Below are 18,042 nucleotides of genomic sequence, written 5' to 3' on the forward strand. Positions count from 1 at the left end.
GAGTCGTGGGACTCAATGTTCAAAGGAAAGGACACGAGCATGGGAAAGCTCGCTTGGCAGATCATCGGCGTGGGAGCGCCTATCGCAGCTGCATTCGTCGCTCGCAAGACCCTGACCTTCGCGTGGGAGAAGTCGACGAAGCGCCCGGCGCCGTCGAACCCCGTCGATGACGAGATCTCGATGTCCGAGGCCCTGGCCTGGACGATCGTCTCCGGTGTCGGTGTGGCCGTGGCTCAGCTCGTGGTTCAGCGCATCGCCGCGAACACCGTGCGCAACAACTTCGGCGATGAGGCCCTGCCGAAGAAGTTCCGCAAGCAGATCGAAGAGGTCACTGACTGATCTTCCGCTGACCTTCTGCTGCTTCTGCAGCAGCGAAGCGGCCCGCGAAGCTCATGCTTCGCGGGCCGTCTGCTTCCCTGGCGAAATCTGCCGGTTGAGCCCGGCCCGCCAGCAAACGCGAGTCAGAAATTCATACGCCCTGATCAAGATCACTACGTATGAACTTTGAGGCCGCTCATCCACACCTAGGTCCGACGCGGTCGAGGATCTCGGCGAGGACCGATGCCTCGATCTGCCCCGGCGCCGAAGCCTGACCGATCTGCGCGAATGTGGCGCAGCTGCCGAAGTCGGCGCCCATGATCCTGCTCGTCCGGCCCAACGATCCCATCGAGATTCCGAGCACGGGAACCGGCAGCGAGGCATCCGCCGCGGCAGTCGCCTCCAGGAGACGCAGAACATCGGCCGGCGCCTGCGGCATCATCGCCACCTTGGCCACATGCGCTCCGGCCTCGCTCATCGCAGCGAACGTCTTCAGCAGGCGCTCGGCAGAGTCCGTGGACTCGAAATTGTGGTGCGAAGCGACGACGGGCACGCCCGCTTCCTGCGCCGAGGCGATGAGGGAGCCCGACGCGGCCCGATCGATCTCAACGTCGATGGCCACGGGAACGCCCGATGATGCGCTGCCGGGAACGCCCGATGATGCGCTGCCGGTGGGACCGGTGCCGGCAGCAGTTCCGGCGTCCGCCTCGACGTCGGCGACCCCGGCGATGAGTTCCCGCACCACCTCGGCGTAGTCGTCCTCGGTGATCTCCACCTGCCCGCCCTCGAATCCGGTGCGGACGGTCAGCAGGATCGGCAACCCCGCTGTGAGTGCACTCGGAAGCAGACGAAGGGCCGCCTCGGCGAGGCTGTGCACACTCGTGCGCACCCCACCCTGCGCAGGACCGGAGGCGACGACGAGCAGCGGATCGATGCGCCATTCGACGGCGTCGACGATTCCGGTCGCGGCGGCCGCGGCGCATTCGGCAGTGAGCTCATCTGCATCGATTGCCTGTGTCGGCACGATGACGGCAGGTCGCCCAGGATTGCGCACCGCGGGCGATCCTGCGGCAGGATTGAGGAACGGCAAGGATTTCATTTCTCAAGCGTAGGCGGTGACCAGGCGCGCGCGGGCAGGAGGACACGGGTGGAGACGATGCAGGTGGACAGGATCAGCGCACGCGATGGCTTCCCCCTCGAGGTCCAGGTCAGCGGGCCGGAGGACGCTCCTGCACTGCTCCTCCTGCAGGGCCAATCGAATTCGCACGAGTGGTGGGACGATCTGCGCGGGGACTTCGAACCGGACTTCCGCACAATCACGTTCGACTATCGCGGAACGGGCGGCAGCCGGGGTGAGCTCGGGGAACTGTCGACAGCGAGCTTCGCCGAAGATGCCGTGGACGTGCTCGACCACCTCGGCGCGGATCGGGCCGCGATCTACGGCACGTCCATGGGCGGGCGGATCTCTCAGATGCTGGCACTCAACCATCCGGAGCGGGTGAGCGCTCTGGTCCTCGGGTGCACCTCGCCCGGCGGGCCGCATGCCGTCAAGCGTCCGCGTGAGGTCGGCCAAGCTCTGGCGAGGCTGCGTGGTGACGAGCACACGCAGTACCTCTTCGACCTCTTCTACACCCCCGAATGGACGGTATCGGCGGAGTACAGCAAGATGCTCGGCGACGACACGATGACGGCGGCCGAGTCATCCGCCCATCTGCGCGTGAGCGCCAATCACAATGCCTGGGACCGGCTGCCCGAGATCTCCGCCCCGACGCTGATCATGCACGGCGATGCCGATCGGATGAACCCTGTCGGGAACGCCCGCATCCTCCACGAGCGCATCCCCGGATCTCAGCTGCTGATTCTGCCGGAAGGCCGACACGGATTCTTCGAAGAATTCGCCGAGGTGGTCACTCCGGCCGTGGTCCGATTCCTCACGGAATCGCTGCATAATTCCTGAAGGCAGGAATTCCGGAGGCAAGGCCGCCTACTGCATCAAAATCCCATATCCGGTATCAAATCCATTAACGGCATACCTACATGCTCCAATCGATGATTATAACAATCAAGTAACGCACGAACATCTGTTTGCCCAGGTCAGAGCGCTAGTCAAGGGCGACGCGCCGCATAATCCCAACAAGATCTCTACCGAAAACCCTGAACAAAACTACAATGGTGGATCAGATATCCGTGTGCGGTGAGGCGCGTGCGCAATTGAGCTATTCGGATCTGATCTGCGAGCACCGAACCGTGCAAACGGGGGTGAAGCCTCTCGTTCTTGCGGACTGCCAAGAATGCAAGGAGGAAGCACGTGAGCGTTGTCAAAGCGTCACACGTCTACAAAGTTTTCGGAAAGCGCGAAAACGAAGTCGTCAAACGACTCGAAGAGGGCGCCGACCGAGATGATCTGACAAAACTCGGAACCGCCGCCGTCATCGATGCGAGCTTCGAGGTCGAGGCCGGCGAGATCTTCGTCGTCATGGGCCTGTCAGGCTCGGGCAAGTCGACCCTGATCCGCACTCTCAACGGACTCTGGGCACCCACCGCCGGATCCGTCGAGGTGCTGGGCACCGACATCGCGAAGATCGATCCGGCCGCACTGCGCAAGGTCCGCAGCGAACACATCTCGATGGTGTTCCAGCACTTCGCACTGCTCCCGCACCGCACCGTCCGCGACAACGCCGCCTATGCGCTCGAGATCCGCGGAGTCACGAAGGCGGAGCGGGACAAGGCCGCCGACCGCTGGCTCAAGGCCGTCGGCCTCGAAGGCTGGGGCGACAAGTTCCCCGAACAGCTCTCCGGCGGTATGCAGCAGCGCGTCGGCCTGGCCCGCGCGCTGGCGGCAGAGACCGACATCCTCCTCATGGACGAAGCCTTCTCCGCCCTCGACCCGCTGATCCGGCGCGAGATGCAGGAACAGCTCGTCGAACTGCAGCGGGAGCTGAAGAAGACCATCATCTTCATCACCCACGACCTCAATGAGGCGATGTTCCTCGGTGACCGGATCGCGGTGATGCGCAACGGACGCATCGTCCAGGTCGGCACCCCGGAGGACATCCTCACCGACCCGGCCAACGACTACGTGGCACAGTTCGTCCACGACGTCGACCGGGCCCGCGTGCTGACTGCCAACAACGTCATGGAGAAGGCTCGGCAGACCGTGAGCAATCAGAACGGTCCCCGAGTTGCACTGCGCACCATGCGCGACAACGGCGCCTCAGGCGTGTACGTCACGGACAGGGACAGGAAGTTCCTCGGCCTCGTCAGCGACCGCGACTGCATCGAACACATCCGGACAGGTGCCACGACTCTCGACGAGATCATCAAACCGGTCGCCCACCCCGCATCTCCGGACGACCTGCTCATCGATCTCTTCCTCCCGACCGCGGAGATGCCTCTGCCGGTGCCCGTCACCGACGCGGACGGCGAACTCGTCGGCGTCGTCCCCCGAGCCACGCTGCTCGCCGCGCTCGGCACGCAGAACGGCAACGACGAGGCCTCGACGGAAGCCGCTGTCGAAGACTGGCCCGAGCCGGTCGACACCGGAATCATCGACCAGGTACTCGCCGAAGGCGATGATGCAGTCGCACCGCAGGCCACCGGCGGAAGGAGTGAGAGCTGATGGAGAACATCCGAATTCCGATCGGAGCCTGGGTCGACACCGTCTTCGACTGGCTCAAAGACAACGTCGCATGGTTCTTCGACGCCGTCACCTGGCTGTTCAACTTCCTCATCGAAGTCCTCACCGACGTACTCGTCGACCTCCACCCGCTCGTCATCATCATTCTGCTGGCGCTCATCGGCTGGATCTTCCGCTCGTGGCAGATGGCCGTGGGCACGCTCATCACCCTGTTCTTCATCATGACGATGGACCAATGGGTGGCCGCGATGCAGACCCTGGCGCTGATCATCATCGCCGCTGTCATCGCCATCATCATCGCCGTCCCGGTCGGCATTCTGGCCGCGCGCAGCAACAGAGCCTCGGCGGTCATCAAACCGATCCTCGACTTCATGCAGACGATGCCGGCATTCGTCTACCTCATCCCGGCAGTCACCTTCTTCGGCATCGGCGTCGTTCCCGGCCTCGTGGCCACGGTGATCTTCGCTCTGCCCCCGGGTGTGCGGTTCACCGAGCTCGGCATCCGCGGGGTCGATTCGGAGACGGTCGAAGCCGGACAGTCCTTCGGTGCGACTCCCGGCCAGATCCTCCGCGGAGTCCAGCTGCCCTTGGCCACCCCGACGATCATGGCCGGCATCAACCAGGTCATCATGCTCGCACTGGCGATGGCCGTCATCGCCGGCATGGTCGGCGCCGACGGACTCGGAAAGAACGTCGTCGAAGCGATCGCCACCCAGAACCTGCCGCTCGGTGTCGAAGCCGGACTCGGTGTCGTGATCATCGCGGTCTACCTCGATCGCGTCACCGCAGCCCTGGGCAATGCGAAGGACTACCCGCACTCGCTGGTTGCGGGGATGCGTCGTCGCAGCGCGAAGAACAAGGCGGCTGCGGCAGCGGCCTGAGTCGATGGACCACACAAACTGAATAGTCGATCACTAGAGAAAAGGAACACACAATGAAGAGAAGATTCCTCACCCCGATCGTCGCTGCAGTCGCAGCCCTCGGCCTTGCTCTGACCGGTTGCTCACAGGAAGCGGCGAAGGACGACGGCGGAGGCGGCGACAAGGGCGACATCAAGCTCGGCTACGTCACCGGCTGGACCGACGGCCAGAGCATCTCGCTCCTGCTCGAAGATCAGCTGGGCAAGATGGGCTACAACGTCGAGACCGAGACCTTCAACGACGCCGCCGTCCTGTACGCCGGTGTCGCCAACGGCGATATCGACATGTATCCGTCGTCGTGGCCCGAGGTCACGCATAAGCAGTACATCGATGAGTACGGTGACGACCTCGAAGACCTCGGCGCCTACTACGACAACGCCGTCCTCACGATCGCCGTCCCGAAGTACATGAAGGACATCAACTCGATCGAGGACCTCAAGGGCAAGGGCAAGGACTTCGGCGGCGAGATCATCGGAATCGAGCCCGGAGCCGGTCTGACCAAGGCCACCAAGGCGATGATTCCCGAATACGGTCTCGACGACGAATACGAGCTCGTCACCTCGTCGACCGCTGCCATGCTCACCGAGCTCGGCAATGCGACCGACGCAGAGAAGGACATCGTCGTCACCCTGTGGCGTCCGTTCTGGGCCAACAACGAGTACCCGGTCAAGGACCTCGAGGACCCGAAAGGTGCGATGGGAGACCCCGAGAAACTCCACTTCACCGCGACCAAGGGCTTCGGCGAAGAGTTCTCCGACGCTGCTGACTACGTCGGGAAGATCAAGATGGATGACAAGCAGTACGGAGACCTCGAGGACCTGGTCGTCAACAAGTACAAGGATGATGGCAAGAAGGCCATCGCCGAGTGGCTGAAGGCCAACCCCGACGCCTACGAAGGTGAGCTGCCGGACGAGAAGTGATCCTGACGCCGCGGCAGCAGCCGCACTGAGGACGACATCGTCGGCTCGGCTGCGGGCTTCCCCATTGCCCGGCGTGTGGTCATGAAATGCTGTGCCCTTCCGACTCGGACGAGTCGGGAGGGCACAGCTGTATGAGTAGACTCGGCTGAGAATCGCCGTTGACACCGTTTTCGGTGTGCCGGCCCGGACGGAGGACATCCCATGACGACTGCTTCGGCATCCGTCGACACTTTCGTCGGCCCCCTCACTGTGACAAGCGACGGCCGGTCCGTCGTCCGACTCGAATGGCACATTTCCGCCGAGGCGACCGACGCCGCCGATCCGATCCCCACCGAGGCGGCCGCCGCCTCGGGACCCTCTGTTTCGATCCCCGCCGAGGCGGCCGTCGCCTCGGATCCGATCCTCGTCGAGGCGGTCGCCCAGTTGCGAGCGTACTTCGACGGCCGCCTCGGCGATTTCGACCTGCCCGTGGACTTCGGTCAGATCTCGGACGTCGCGAGGACCGTTTTGACGACCTTGGCCGAAGAGGTCCCGGCAGGGACCACGGTCACCTACGGACAGCTCGCCGAAGCCAGCGGAACCGGGATTCCGGCGCGTGCCGTCGGCGGGATCATGGGACTCAATCCGGTCCCGATCATCGTCCCCTGCCATCGTGTTGTCGCCGGTGACGGGCTCGGCGGGTATTCGGGCGGGCTGCCCGGGCACGAGCTCGAGACCAAGCGACGCCTCCTCGAGTTCGAAGACGCCCTGCCGCAGCCCCTGTTCTGACGCTGACGCTGCCGAAACGTTCTTGGCCCGCGTCTGGCTCGCTTCGGTACCGCGTCTGGCTCGCTTCGGTCCCGCACCGGGCTCGTTTTGGTCCCGTTCCGTGCCGGTAGTCTGCCGCATTCAGCTGTCCGCCGGGCGGAGCTCTCCGGACACCGGTCGGGGGCCACGGCAGATCTGGAGGACGCCACTGGAAGTTACGCGAATAATGTGATTACATTGCCGTACCAACTTTTGTGATCACAAATGATCCTGCATTCACATGTTCCTGCTCGGACGATCGGAATTGCCAGAGTCGGCGGTTTCACCGCGCTCGAGCAGCCACCGCGAAGAGGAAACTGATGAAGTCACGCACAATCACCACCGTCGTCGCCGCCTGCGCGGCCCTGGGTCTCGCCCTGACCGGGTGCTCCCAGGAAGCCAGCAAGGACTCCGGCTCCGACGGCGACAAGGGCACAATCAAGATCGGCTACATCTCTTCGTGGTCCGACAGCCGCAGCACCGCGTTCCTGCTCGAGGACCAGCTCGAGAAGCTGGGATACGAGCCCGAGCTGGAGACGATCTCCGAGGCCGCGATCCTCTATGCGGGAGTGGCGAACGGCGACATCGACATCTACCCCTCCGCCTGGCCGGAGAAGACCCACAAGCAGTACATGGATGAGTACGGCGACAAGATCGAGGACATCAGCACCTATTACGACAAGGCGCAGAACACGATCGTCGTGCCCGACTATGTCGACATCGATTCGATGGATGAGCTCAAAGACAATGCCGACGAGTTCGACGGCAAGATCGTCGGCATCGAGCCCGGAGCCGGTCTCACCAAGGTGACGAAGGATTCGATGATGCCTGCCTACGACCTCGAGAAGGACTTCGAACTCGTCACCTCCTCGACCCCGGCCATGCTCACCGAGCTGGGCAATGCCATCGATGCGCAGGACGACATCGTCGTCACCCTGTGGCGTCCGTTCTGGGCGAACAATGCCTACGACGTCAAGGAGCTCAAGGATCCGAAGAACGCCATGGGCGATCCGGAGAAGATGCACTTCCTCGGTACCGAGGGCTTCAGCGACGAGTTCCCTGAGGCGTCGGAGCTCATCAAGGGGATCAAGCTCGACGACAAGACGTACGGTGAGCTCGAGGACCTCATCGTCAACGAATACAAAGAGGGCCAGGAAGGCGACGCCGTCGACCAGTGGGTCAAGGACAATCCGAAGGCCTTCGACTCCGAGATCACCGACTGAGCCGCTGCGCGAACATACGGTGCGGCCGCCGCCCCCGCTTCTGCGAGTCCGGCGGCCGCGCCGCTTTCTCAGCCGTCGAACAATTCCTGCCCGACGTACCCGTCCTCGGTCGCTCCGGGCGGGATCGCCCACACGGTCGACCCGATCGGGGTCGTCCATTCGTTGAGCAGGTCCACCTCGGCGAGTCGGCGCTGGATCGGCAGGAACTGCCGTTCGATATCGGCCTGGAACGACGCGAACAGCAGCCCCGAATCCCCACCCGCACCGGTCTCGTAGTTGAACGTGCGCCGGTGGATCTGCACCTCCGGACCCAGTCCGTCGCGGGCCCGGGCGATATGCGCGACCTGTGAGATCTTCGTCAGTCCGCGCTGATCGACGGCGGTGAAGTCCGGGACGTCGAACTCGTCCTCACCCGACAGCGGTGCCCCGGTGCCCATGGTCCGCCCGACCGCGAACTCCCGTGCCGGTCGGTCGGCCTGATCCCAGGTGTCGAGGTTCATCGCGATATCGCGCAGAACCAGCGTCGTTCCCCCGCGCATCCACACCGGCAGATGCGCACCGAGGTCGGCCGGCGGCTCCCCGCGGGCGGAGAACACCGGATTCGCGGTCTCGGTGCCCTGCCCCCAGATGGTCCGCGCGAAGTCCTCGGATCCGGGTCCAGGATTCGCAGTGCCGTCGAGCTGGCCGAAGAGGTTCCGCTGGGTCTTCCCCTCCCCTGCGCTGCCGTAGGCACGTCGAAATCCGTCCCGCTGCCAGGCCACCTCGGCGAACGATCGCGAATCCTTGAACAGCATGCGCCTGGCATGTGCCAAGGTCAGCGGGTCGTCGCCGCAGATCTGCAGGAGCAGGTCGCCCTGGCAGCGGTCCTGATCGAGGCGATCGATCGAGAACGCTTCCAAGGGCTTCAGCCAATCCGGGACGTGCTCCCTTCCGGCCAGCGCCACCAGCTCGGATCCGAACCCGAAGGTCACCGTCAGTCGGGCAGGGTCGACGGCGAGCTCGGATTCGGAGTCGGCCAACGGGGCCTGCCCCTGCGTCAGCGCGGCTGCATCCGCGGTGAGCAGCCGCAGCCAGCGCACCGCTTCGGCGGCCTTGATCCCGGGCCCCAGCGTGAACGCGATGAAGTGCGCGAAGGCCTGCGGCGGGGTCTCGACCCCGGATTGATGAGTGCCGTAGAACGGCTCGGTCTGCGGCCCGTTCGCCCCGTCCAGATCTCGCCGAGGCGGCCCACCGTCGCCGCCGCTCCCGCCCGGAGACCCGGCGCCGCGGCCGAGTGCGAACCCGGCCGTGGCACCGACGACACCTGCGCCGCCGGCCGCGGCCGCCGAGGTCAGGAGACCTCGGCGGCTGAAGCCGGTGCAACCAGGCTCAGTGGTCACTGTGGTCTCCCTGGTCGGAGTTCTCGTGCTCTTCGCTGTCGGCGCCGGTGTGTTTGCCGTCGTCGCCGTGCTCACCATGGTCGCCGTGGTCGTCGCTGGAGCCTTCGGCCTCACCGGGCGCGTAGTCTTCCTGGGCTCCGGAGTACTCCTTGGCCACGGCCGTGACCTCGACGGTCTCGTCATCGGCGGTGACGAGATCGAGCTTGATCTGCTCGCCCGGCTTGATCGCCTTCTTCAGTCCCATGATCATGATGTGATCGCCTCCGGGCTCGAAGCGGAGGCTCTCCCCGGCCGGGATGGTGAAGCCGCCCTTCTTCTCCTGCATGGACATTCCGCCCGAGCCGTCGCCTACGGTTTCGTGGAGTTCGACCATCTCCGCGTCCGCGTATTTCGCCTCGACGAAGTTGATGTCGGCGTCGGTGTTGTTCTTCAGCTCCCCGAAGACCGCAGTCATTCCGTCGTCGGCGGCCTTGACCCATGCGCCGTCGAAGCTGAGCGCTTCGGCGTCGACCGCGCTTTCCGAGGATTCCGCCGAGGTGGAGCTGCCGCCGTCGGTCTGTGTCGAGCCGGCGGCCTTGCTGTCGTCTTGGCCGCAGCCTGCCAGGCCGATGGCGACGGCGATGGGCAGGGCAAGGGCCAGGGTGATGTTCTTTCGCATGATATCTGCACTTTCGTCATTCAGGTGCTGTCGAGCACATGTCGGCGCGCGCCGCGGTCACCTGTTGGCACAGGCAGTCCCGCGTGCCCCCCGCCGTCAGACGACGAGGATCTTCGGTCGCAGAGTCTCTGCTGCCCGAAGCTGCGGGCGCTGAGCCGCATCGCGTTCGTCCGCCTGTGTGCAGGGAACGCGGCTGACCGGCAGCGCTTTCGTGAGCCTTTGCGCAGGTCACAGTTGCCTGCGCGCAGCTCGTGCGAGTGCAAGTGCGCAGGGCATGTGCTGGCCAGGGTGCGGGTACGTGTCCTCTGCGCGCAGCGGTGTGCGCGGACGTGTTCGACTGTCACCGAGGGGCGGCGCGCCGCCGTCTGGGCGGTCGCCCGAAGATGGATGGTCACCCGGGAAACCAGGTGCGGGTCGGCGCTGCAAACGCCGATTGGGATGTCAGCCGAACGCGGGCGGGCCGCGGCGGTAGTTCGGGCCGACCACCGCCGATGTGACCGGCTGCGGCACCCGGAACGAAGCGCAGAGCTTGCGGAACGGTTCGTCGGCCAGGACTCCGGCCGCCTCGTCGAGGGCTCGCAGTGCGCCGATCACCGGGCCCAGTGCCAGCTGCAGAATGCTGAGGACGATGTCCTCACCGCGTTTGAGGATCACGGCGGTGACGAGGACGGCGACGACGTGGGCGATGATCATCCCCACCGAGGTTGCCCCGTGGCTCGCATGTCCGAGCGCGGACGCGGCAGGACCGAGATCAAGAGTGCCAGGGGCTGGCACGATGTGCCCAGCGTGGGCGTGGAGGGCCGCCTCGGCGGAAGTGGATCCGGCACCTGCAGCTCCGGCCTGCCCGCTTCCGGATTGAGCGGTTCCCGCGTGGGCCCCCGCATGAGCGAAGGTGTGTGCAGACCAGCTCATCGTCAGGTGCATGAGCACCTGCCCGAGGCCGAGCAGGCCCGCCAGAGTCAGGTAGCCCAGGCGCCTGCCGGCGACGATCATCGCCGCCCAGAGGACGAGAACGAAGACGACCACAGTGCCCGGAATCGAGACGCCGCCACCGGCACCGAGGTGCATGAGCAGGGCGAGGAGAGTCGTGAAGAGGGCAGCGAAGAGCGCACGTACGGATTTCGTCCATCCGGTCATGGGCCCTCCTCTCAGCTCGCTCCCACATTCTACTCAATGTAGAACAATTTCGGGAAGGCGACTGAGCCTACATCCGCAGCCAGGTATCGGCGGTCTTCTTGACCATGGCACCGGCATCAGCGGCAGCATCCCCCCAGGCGACGAGGTTGCCATCGGGGTCAGTGGTGGAGTCGGAAAGGACGACGACGTCGAAGTTGCACACAAGACCCGCCATCGCCGAGGCGTAGACGGCTCCGGGGGTGCCCGCCGAGGACGCGTCGGCGCCGGCGATAATGATCCGGTCGACGGAGAGGTCATGCAGACCTGCGGCCAGATCGTCGACGCCCTCGAACACATCCGGGCTCTCGGATCGGAGCACGAGATCCTCCTCATCGGGGACGAAGATGCTCAGCTCCTCATCGGGAGTGTCGGCGAGGTCGGCCTTCGTCGACGCGAAGATGAGCACACCGCCCACAGCGCGGGTGCGGGTGACGATATCGCCGAGGGTCTCCATGGCGTCATCGCTGGGGTAGCTGGCGTCGTCGGTGTCAATGAGGAGCAGGGCATCCATACTCCAATCGTGCCACGACCGACTGACACATTCGAAGCCGGTTCATCTCGGCTGCGGCCGACACCACTCCTGACCTGCATGGACTCAAAGAGGCTTGTCAACATTCTCGAACTGTGACGAACATCAGATTTGTGTTCGAAACTTTTATCGATCACCTATGGCTTTCCACGTATTATGAGCGTACACTGGATTCCAACAACAACGATGTTGGTGAACGGAATTCATCCCCATGACCCTCACTCCCGAACGCAGCTCCGATCATTCCGATCGGAACGCCGACAACTCCTCGCAGACCAGCGGACACCCGCTGCTGGCCGACGAGGAGTGGGCAGATCTCAGCCGCTTTGCGCCCGAGGTCACCTCTTCGATCACTCAGCTGATGAGCCTCAAAGATGAGCTGCGCTCGTTCGATCGCCCCATGGGACCGGATCAGGCCATCATGCTCGCCGATGGGGTCGAGGCGATCACACGCATCAACGATGCATTGTCGACGCTCGCGCTCTCCGTCTGCGAACGTGTCGGAACACCCAGCGACTTCGGCGCCAAGTCGACGAAGTCGCTCATCGAGAACCGATTCAACCTCACCGGCGCGGAGGCGAATCGCCGCACCGATATGGCCAAGAACCTCGGCGGACGCGTCGACATGGCCGGACAGGCTCTGCCGCCTCTCTACCCTGTCGTCGCAGATGCGCTCCATGCCGGCACGATCTCCGCCGCCCAGGCGTCTGTCATCGAAGACTGCATGCGCAAACTGCCCACGTGGGTCAGTCAGACGGTCCGCACCGACGTCGAGACACGCTTGGTCGACAACGCACCCAAGGTCCGTCTCAAGGACCTGCGCGAGATCTTCGGCAAGCTCATGGGCTATATCGACCCGGACGGCGCAGAGCCGAATGACTCGGCCGACCGCTCTGCGTACAACATGTCCATGCGCGCCAAGGCCAACGGCGACTGGGAGCTGCGTGGACTGCTCGACCCCGTCACCGGCGGCACTCTCAACGGACTGCTGACCTCACGGATCCAGTCTGCGGGAGAAGCCGACAAGACTGGCGTCGACTCGGCGACCGGCGCCTCTGAGATCGCGGCCGCGGGCAATCCCGCCACCGTCACCGCTGCTTCTGAGGAGACGAGCTCGCCGCTGCCAGACAAAGAGCTGCTTGAGATCGTCGACGCGGTGCTCTCCGGTGACCGATATGACGCGAAGCGAGTTCCGACACCCGATCTCAACGCAGCTCGCACGAGCGGGAATCCGGCTGCCGTCCCCGGCGTCGGCGTTCGTGAGGACGGCGGATTCGTCGACGTCAGCGCCGAACAGCCCTCGGCGCGCGAATGGATCTACGAACGATTCGCCGGCCTCGTCACGACGATCGACAAGCAGCGGACGGCTGCAGGAGCGCCTTATGCTCTCGTCATCAACGCCACCGCCGAAGATCTGGCCAAAGGAACAGGACACGGAACCACGGGCGCCGACAATCCCATTCCCATCAAGGAACTGATGAGAAACGGCCTCAACGGCTCGCTGTTCTTCCACCTAATGAGCGACAGGGCCAAGACGATGCAGGTGGCCACAGAACAGCGCTTCGCCAATCGCAAACAGTTGGCAGTGATCACCGCCCGTGACCGAGGTTGCACCTTCCCCGGCTGTGACGCCCCTCCCGGTTGGTGCGATGCCAACCATGTGTTTCCATGGTCGCTCGGCGGAAAGACGGAGATCAACAATCTCGCGCTGCTCTGCAGCTATCACCACCACCTGCTCGACCGCACCGCCTGGGACACGGTGATGCTCTTCGACGGGCGACCGGCCTACATTCCGCCTGCCGCAAAGGACCCGGCTCGTAAGCCGATCCTCCACGCCCGCTTCATCGCGGACGACATCGTCGACTCCCTGTTCGACAAATAGCCGCCCCAACTTTCAGGGGACAGCTGTGCCCACTTTCCAGCTTCGGCCGGGTTCAGCCCACTTTCCAGGTTCAACTCGGTTCAGCCCGGTTCAACTCGATGCAACTCGGTTCAGCCCGGTTCAGGCGGGTTCAGTCCCCCAATGAAGAGGCTCGGATGCTCATGTCCTCATCGAGGAGCAGGAGGTCAGCCGGCATTCCGGGAGCCAACAGGCTTCCGGCACCGGCGGCACTGCCCGCCGCCTGCAGAGAATCACCCGGCTCCGGCACTCCGCCCACCGCACGCAATGGAACGAATCCTGCGGACTGCACAGCGTCGAACGGGCTGAGTCCCACCTCGGCGACGGCCCGCTTCACAGCCTCGTCCATCGTCAACGTGGACCCCGCGATGGCGCCCTGAGTGCCATCCGCGGTAACCAGACGAGCCACCGAATCCTTGACCTCGACCGGTAGCGAACCAAGGTGATAGCTCCCATCGTGCAGGCCGGTCGCCGCCATGGCGTCAGTGATGAGAGCGATGCGCCCGGGCACGAGTTCGTGGAGCATACGCGCGACCGGGGCAACCACGTGGACGCCGTCATTGATGAGTTCGACGGTGACATGCTCGGCCTCGGCCGCGGCAAGGACCGGCCCCGGAGCACGGTGATGGATTCCGGGCATCGCATTGAACGCGTGGGTGAGGATGCTCGCCCCCGCCTCGAAGGCCTGCGCGGCCAGCGCATAATCGGCAGCCGTGTGACCGACGGCCACACGCACCCCTGCCGCAGAGAACCGACCGATCGCATCGAGAGCACCGGGAAGTTCGGGCGCGATGGTGATCTGGCTCAGAGTTCCATCGGCCGCCTCGAGGATTGCTTCGACCGCCTCCGGAGTCGGCGATGTGAGCACTTCGGGCGCATGCGCACCTTTGAAATCCGGGGACAGGAACGGGCCTTCGGCGTGCAGGCCCATGACCATGGCCCGCTCACGGACGAGTCCGGCGCCCGCGCGCAAGGACTCACACAGCCCCTCGATCGTGTCGGAGACGTAGGACAGAGCGAGCCTGCCGGTGCCGTGGGCCCAATGCACGTCGAAGATCGCATCGATCCCCTCGCTCCTGTCCTCGGCGCTCGCACCGCCCGCACCGTGACAGTGGATATCGACGAACGCGGGAGCCACGTATCCGCCGGCGGCGTCGATGACCTCACCTCTCGCCGAGGCGGCCCTGTCCTTCCAGCCGTCCCCGCGGCCCCGTGCCGTGACCGTTCCCTCGGCGACCGCGATCCACGTGTCCGCGGTCGCCTCGGTGAACGTCGCCCGATCGCCGTCGAGGATGCACGCATTGTGGATGACCGCCTCGGCGGGGATCTGTTCGGTCTGTGTCATCAGGGTCCTTCCATCGCTCTGCGAACGCCTCATTCAGGGTACGGAATCAGTTGGTGAATTTGCCCCGCAGCAGGGTCTTGGCGAGTTGGGTCTCGTCGGGCAAGGTGCCGACGGGTGTTGTGCCGACAGATCGGCTGTCGGCTCGCCCCAGGGTGCGAACGAACCGCTTGCCGCCTCGCCCCAGGGGCGCCGACAAACCGGTAGCCGCCCCGGCGCGGGGCGCGGACGAACCGGTTGCCGCGCCCACCTCAGGAAACCGACGAACCGACTGCCGGCTCACCCCAGTGTGCGAACTCGGTTCGCGTCGATGCCGAGCACATGCGTATCGAGGAACGCGAGCACGGTGCGGTACCAGACCTCGGCGTTCCCGCGGCCGAGGATCCAATGCCCCTCGTCGGGGAAGTAGAGGAACCGATGCTGAGTGTCGCCATCGGCGTCGAGGGGAGTCTTCGCCCGAGTGAGAAGATCCAGCCACAGCTCCTGACCCTGACCGATCGGTACCCGGTAGTCCTTGTCGCCATGGATGACGAGCATCGGCACCTCGATGTCATCGGCGAACAGGTGCGGCGAATACTGAGTCGACTGCTCCCGCATCGCCTGATCCCACGACGAATTGTCCGTCGTCCGCCCCATCGACGTGGTGTTCCACAGAGAGGCGTGGGTGACGACGCACTTGAACGCGCTGCCGGTATGCCCGGCCACCCAATTGGCCATGTATCCGCCGTAGGACCCGCCGGCCAGGGCGACACGTTCGAAATCGATGTCCGCCCTCTCACCTGCGGCCTCGGTCAGCGCCATGATGTCGGTGAAAGGAGTGCCGCCGAGCTGCTGCTGACCGCGATCGATCATCGCCTGCCCGTAGCCGGTGGAGATCGCCGGGTCCGGCAGCAGCACCGCATAGCCGGCAGCCGCGAAGGGACCCGGATTCCACCGGTAGGTCCACGCATTCCACGACCCCCACGGTCCGCCGTGGGCGAAGACGACGAGCGGATGCGGCCCCTCCCCTTCCGGAAGCACCAGCCACGCACGGATCGGCGTGCCGTCCTCGGCACGGACCTCGACCTCGGTGAGGGTGCCTTCCTCGTCGAGCACCGTCGCGGGGTTCGCGAGCTCGCTGATGACCCCGGTGCGGAGGTCGACGGAGATCGGCAGCGGCGCGACATCAATCGCCGAGGCGGTCGCCACGACCGTGTCCTCGCGCAGGGCCAGCCCCGAGAACGAATACTTCTGATCGGCGCCCCCGACGAGCCGCCGAGGCTGAGCATCATTGATGTCACCGATGAAGATGCTGCCGCGACCGTGATCATCCGCGGTGGCCACGATGGTCGAATCGTCTGCCCAGATCGGGGAGAACCAGAAATCACCATCCGGCCACACAGGATTCAGTTCCGCGGTCTCGAGATCGAGGACCATGAGTTCGGCCGCGAGGTTGGTCTGCGGAGTCCAGTTCTGTACGCGAGTGACCAGTGCTTTCGTCCCGTCCGGGCTGATCGCCTCGATGTCGAAGCTGTGATCGGCAGCCGGTTTCGTCAGACGATGCAGTTCGGGTTCCCCGTCGAGGTCCACGCGCCAGACCTCACTGGCCTCGAGCTGTCCGGGGATCGGCTTCTCGAGCTGGACGAGGGCGAAGCGCGCCCCATCGTCGACGGCCCAATCGACAAGTCGCCCAGACGGCAGGGACAGGTACCGGAAGTCCAAGCCCGCCGGGGCACTCAGCTCGTCACTGACTTCGGGGAAGTCGGCGGCCGCCTCGTCGAGGGTGGCCACAGCCAGGATCTGCCGTCCCGGCCCCAGATCATGATCCCAGCGACGGACGGGGAAACCGGTGTGGAGGATCCCGCTGACCTTCGCGTCGCTGCGTTCGGAGCTGAATTCCTGATGGTCGTTCTCGTCGGCGGCCCATGTATGGACGGGGAACTCGACGATGATGGTCTCGCCCTTGACCTCGATTCGGGAGAAACCGCCCTCATGATCGGTAAGCTTGCGGGCCTCACCGTTGTCCGGCAGGGCCCACAGGCTCGGGGACTCGGCATCCTTGCCGTCCTCGCCCTTGCGTTTGGAGGCGAAGACGATCGTGCCGTCCTCGCTCAGTGCGGCCGGTCCCACGGACTGATCGCCGCGAGTGATGCGTCGGGGCGTCTCCCCGCTGATATCGGCGAGGTGGCTGAGGGAGGAATTCCCTTCGGAATTGAGGAACGAGTACTGGGCGATGACGCGGCCGCTCTGATTCGTCAAGAGGCCTTGCAGGCGGCGGGCGTCGAGGAGTCGGGTCACTGCGTCGTGGGTCGTCATCTTCCCATCCTAGATCCCCGCGCAGATTCCGGGGCGAAATCCAGAGAAACCCCAGATCGCCGAGGCGGCCGGCCCCTGTGATGACCGACCGGAGTCACCGAGGCGGTCGACCGGATCGCGGGCGCATTAACTTCGCGGGCGCACTATCTTCGCGGGCACCTGATCGCCACGTCGTTCGGTGCTCACTGGCACGTCAGTGGAAGCTCGGTGACGGGACTTTCTCACCATCGATCGTCACCGTCGGAAGCATCTTCTTGAAGTCCTCCGCCACTTCGGTGTTCGTCTTCGGTGTGCGCATCTCGATGGACAGATTCACCAGGCGCCCGTTGATCTTATACCCCGTCTGCACCCCGAAGGCATAAGTCGGTTCGTTGTTGATAGCGAGGATCTCGGTCGGACCGAGTTCACCCTGATAGCTCCAGAACTCGCCCGCGGCCAGAGACCCTGTCTGCTCGGCCAACACCTGTGAGTCCTGTTCGGAGAAGTTGTACCGCCTCTTCTGATCAACGACTTCCTGAGCACTGTCACCGTATTCGTCGGTGCAGTTGACGAGGATGGTATCGCCGCGAGTGGTGTCTTCGCCATGGTTGAATACATGGAACTGCTCGGTACTCCCGGTGCTGTCTCTCCAGTCATCACCGATTGCGAAGGTGAGTTCGACCGGGCAGCTGCTGCCGAACGTCACTGAAGTCTTCGTCATCCCCTCGGGGATGCCGGCTTCGGTGGGCTTGCCCGTAGGCTCGGGACCGGCGGTCTCCTCCACGCCGATCCGCACCGGCCCTGCGGACTTGTCTTCCGTGCGGATCTGGAGGACCGAGCATCCGCTGAGGAGGACGGTCAGTGCGAGTGTGCCGGCGGCCGCGGCTCGTCGCGCCGAGGCGGGTCTGCCCGCGTCGGGACTCCCCGCGGCACGACTCCCCGAAACGGGTCTCTTCGCTGCGAAGATCCCCACGGATGAG

General features: G+C 64.7%; 16 protein-coding genes. 8 read left to right on the top strand and 8 right to left on the bottom strand.

Going from position 1 to position 18,042, the window contains the following annotated elements; all coding sequences use genetic code 11:
* Positions 1 to 39: 39 nt before the first annotated feature.
* A complete protein-coding gene (locus tag AC239G_RS17640) occupies positions 40 to 339 on the top strand; it encodes a DUF4235 domain-containing protein (RefSeq protein ID WP_092010107.1) in 300 nt (99 codons plus the stop codon).
* A 175-nt stretch (positions 340 to 514) separates the two neighbouring features.
* On the opposite strand, the gene AC239G_RS17645 is transcribed toward AC239G_RS17640, so the two are convergent.
* Positions 515 to 1,417 (bottom strand): type I 3-dehydroquinate dehydratase, encoded by a 903-nt coding sequence (locus AC239G_RS17645; protein WP_487489422.1) that lies wholly within the window; start codon positions 1,415 to 1,417, stop codon positions 515 to 517.
* A gap of 57 nt (positions 1,418 to 1,474) precedes the next feature.
* Here AC239G_RS17645 and AC239G_RS17650 point away from each other — a divergent pair, with 57 nt between their 5' ends.
* The 6 genes from AC239G_RS17650 to AC239G_RS17675 all read left to right on the top strand — a co-directional run bounded on the left by AC239G_RS17650 (position 1,475) and on the right by AC239G_RS17675 (position 7,804).
* On the top strand, positions 1,475 to 2,275 hold the full coding sequence (locus tag AC239G_RS17650; RefSeq protein ID WP_482401763.1) for an alpha/beta fold hydrolase: 801 nt from the start codon (positions 1,475 to 1,477) through the stop codon (positions 2,273 to 2,275).
* A gap of 351 nt (positions 2,276 to 2,626) precedes the next feature.
* Positions 2,627 to 3,937, top strand: a complete 1,311-nt coding sequence (locus tag AC239G_RS17655; RefSeq protein ID WP_181271518.1) for a quaternary amine ABC transporter ATP-binding protein — start codon at positions 2,627 to 2,629, stop codon at positions 3,935 to 3,937.
* The gene (locus tag AC239G_RS17660; protein WP_181271519.1) at positions 3,937 to 4,836 is read left to right on the top strand and encodes an ABC transporter permease; all 900 of its coding nucleotides are present in this window, start codon (positions 3,937 to 3,939) and stop codon (positions 4,834 to 4,836) included. Before AC239G_RS17655 ends, AC239G_RS17660 begins: the two co-directional genes overlap by 1 nt.
* Before the next feature lie 53 nt (positions 4,837 to 4,889).
* Positions 4,890 to 5,795 carry a glycine betaine ABC transporter substrate-binding protein gene (locus tag AC239G_RS17665; RefSeq protein ID WP_487489423.1) on the top strand — a complete coding sequence of 302 codons (906 nt, stop codon included), beginning with the start codon at positions 4,890 to 4,892 and terminating at the stop codon, positions 5,793 to 5,795.
* 201 nt (positions 5,796 to 5,996) lie between these two features.
* Positions 5,997 to 6,563, top strand: a complete 567-nt coding sequence (locus AC239G_RS17670) for a methylated-DNA--[protein]-cysteine S-methyltransferase (protein ID WP_487489424.1) — start codon at positions 5,997 to 5,999, stop codon at positions 6,561 to 6,563.
* A 338-nt stretch (positions 6,564 to 6,901) separates the two neighbouring features.
* A complete protein-coding gene (locus AC239G_RS17675; protein WP_482400936.1) occupies positions 6,902 to 7,804 on the top strand; it encodes a glycine betaine ABC transporter substrate-binding protein in 903 nt (300 codons plus the stop codon).
* Between the two features lie 68 nt (positions 7,805 to 7,872).
* Here AC239G_RS17675 and AC239G_RS17680 read toward each other — a convergent pair whose 3' ends face one another.
* The 4 genes from AC239G_RS17680 to AC239G_RS17695 all read right to left on the bottom strand — a co-directional run bounded on the left by AC239G_RS17680 (position 7,873) and on the right by AC239G_RS17695 (position 11,528).
* Positions 7,873 to 9,183: a Dyp-type peroxidase gene (locus tag AC239G_RS17680; protein ID WP_434592228.1), complete on the bottom strand. Its 1,311-nt coding sequence runs from the start codon at positions 9,181 to 9,183 to the stop codon at positions 7,873 to 7,875.
* Positions 9,173 to 9,841: a copper chaperone PCu(A)C gene (locus tag AC239G_RS17685; protein ID WP_487489425.1), complete on the bottom strand. Its 669-nt coding sequence runs from the start codon at positions 9,839 to 9,841 to the stop codon at positions 9,173 to 9,175. The genes AC239G_RS17680 and AC239G_RS17685 overlap by 11 nt, the downstream gene beginning before the upstream one ends.
* Before the next feature lie 441 nt (positions 9,842 to 10,282).
* Entirely contained in the window at positions 10,283 to 10,978 is a 696-nt protein-coding gene (locus AC239G_RS17690) for a hypothetical protein (protein WP_434592234.1), read from the bottom strand.
* Between the two features lie 67 nt (positions 10,979 to 11,045).
* Positions 11,046 to 11,528, bottom strand: coding sequence for a ferredoxin reductase domain-containing protein (locus tag AC239G_RS17695; protein WP_139468989.1), 483 nt, complete (start codon positions 11,526 to 11,528; stop codon positions 11,046 to 11,048).
* 229 nt (positions 11,529 to 11,757) lie between these two features.
* Here AC239G_RS17695 and AC239G_RS17700 point away from each other — a divergent pair, with 229 nt between their 5' ends.
* Positions 11,758 to 13,428 carry an HNH endonuclease signature motif containing protein gene (locus tag AC239G_RS17700; protein WP_434592237.1) on the top strand — a complete coding sequence of 557 codons (1,671 nt, stop codon included), beginning with the start codon at positions 11,758 to 11,760 and terminating at the stop codon, positions 13,426 to 13,428.
* 130 nt (positions 13,429 to 13,558) lie between these two features.
* Here AC239G_RS17700 and AC239G_RS17705 read toward each other — a convergent pair whose 3' ends face one another.
* The 3 genes from AC239G_RS17705 to AC239G_RS17715 form a co-directional block, all read right to left on the bottom strand.
* Positions 13,559 to 14,791, bottom strand: coding sequence for an N-acetylglucosamine-6-phosphate deacetylase (locus AC239G_RS17705; protein WP_434592240.1), 1,233 nt, complete (start codon positions 14,789 to 14,791; stop codon positions 13,559 to 13,561).
* A 276-nt stretch (positions 14,792 to 15,067) separates the two neighbouring features.
* Entirely contained in the window at positions 15,068 to 17,083 is a 2,016-nt protein-coding gene (locus AC239G_RS17710; protein ID WP_434592243.1) for a S9 family peptidase, read from the bottom strand.
* Positions 17,084 to 17,276: 193 nt separating this feature from the next.
* Positions 17,277 to 18,035 carry a hypothetical protein gene (locus tag AC239G_RS17715; protein WP_487489426.1) on the bottom strand — a complete coding sequence of 253 codons (759 nt, stop codon included), beginning with the start codon at positions 18,033 to 18,035 and terminating at the stop codon, positions 17,277 to 17,279.
* Between the last annotated feature and the right edge of the window lie 7 nt (positions 18,036 to 18,042).

The sequence above is a fragment of the Brevibacterium sp. Lmc1 genome (genome assembly GCF_057654315.1).

Coding starts and splice junctions, on each gene's coding strand:
- AC239G_RS17640 (WP_092010107.1), top strand. CDS start 40: ATGGGAAAGCTCGCTTGGCAGATCATCGGCGTGGGAGCGCCTATCGCA.
- AC239G_RS17645 (WP_487489422.1), bottom strand. CDS start 1,417: ATGAAATCCTTGCCGTTCCTCAATCCTGCCGCAGGATCGCCCGCGGTG.
- AC239G_RS17650 (WP_482401763.1), top strand. CDS start 1,475: ATGCAGGTGGACAGGATCAGCGCACGCGATGGCTTCCCCCTCGAGGTC.
- AC239G_RS17660 (WP_181271519.1), top strand. CDS start 3,937: ATGGAGAACATCCGAATTCCGATCGGAGCCTGGGTCGACACCGTCTTC.
- AC239G_RS17665 (WP_487489423.1), top strand. CDS start 4,890: ATGAAGAGAAGATTCCTCACCCCGATCGTCGCTGCAGTCGCAGCCCTC.
- AC239G_RS17670 (WP_487489424.1), top strand. CDS start 5,997: ATGACGACTGCTTCGGCATCCGTCGACACTTTCGTCGGCCCCCTCACT.
- AC239G_RS17675 (WP_482400936.1), top strand. CDS start 6,902: ATGAAGTCACGCACAATCACCACCGTCGTCGCCGCCTGCGCGGCCCTG.
- AC239G_RS17685 (WP_487489425.1), bottom strand. CDS start 9,841: ATGCGAAAGAACATCACCCTGGCCCTTGCCCTGCCCATCGCCGTCGCC.
- AC239G_RS17690 (WP_434592234.1), bottom strand. CDS start 10,978: ATGACCGGATGGACGAAATCCGTACGTGCGCTCTTCGCTGCCCTCTTC.
- AC239G_RS17695 (WP_139468989.1), bottom strand. CDS start 11,528: ATGGATGCCCTGCTCCTCATTGACACCGACGACGCCAGCTACCCCAGC.
- AC239G_RS17700 (WP_434592237.1), top strand. CDS start 11,758: ATGACCCTCACTCCCGAACGCAGCTCCGATCATTCCGATCGGAACGCC.
- AC239G_RS17705 (WP_434592240.1), bottom strand. CDS start 14,791: ATGACACAGACCGAACAGATCCCCGCCGAGGCGGTCATCCACAATGCG.
- AC239G_RS17710 (WP_434592243.1), bottom strand. CDS start 17,083: ATGACGACCCACGACGCAGTGACCCGACTCCTCGACGCCCGCCGCCTG.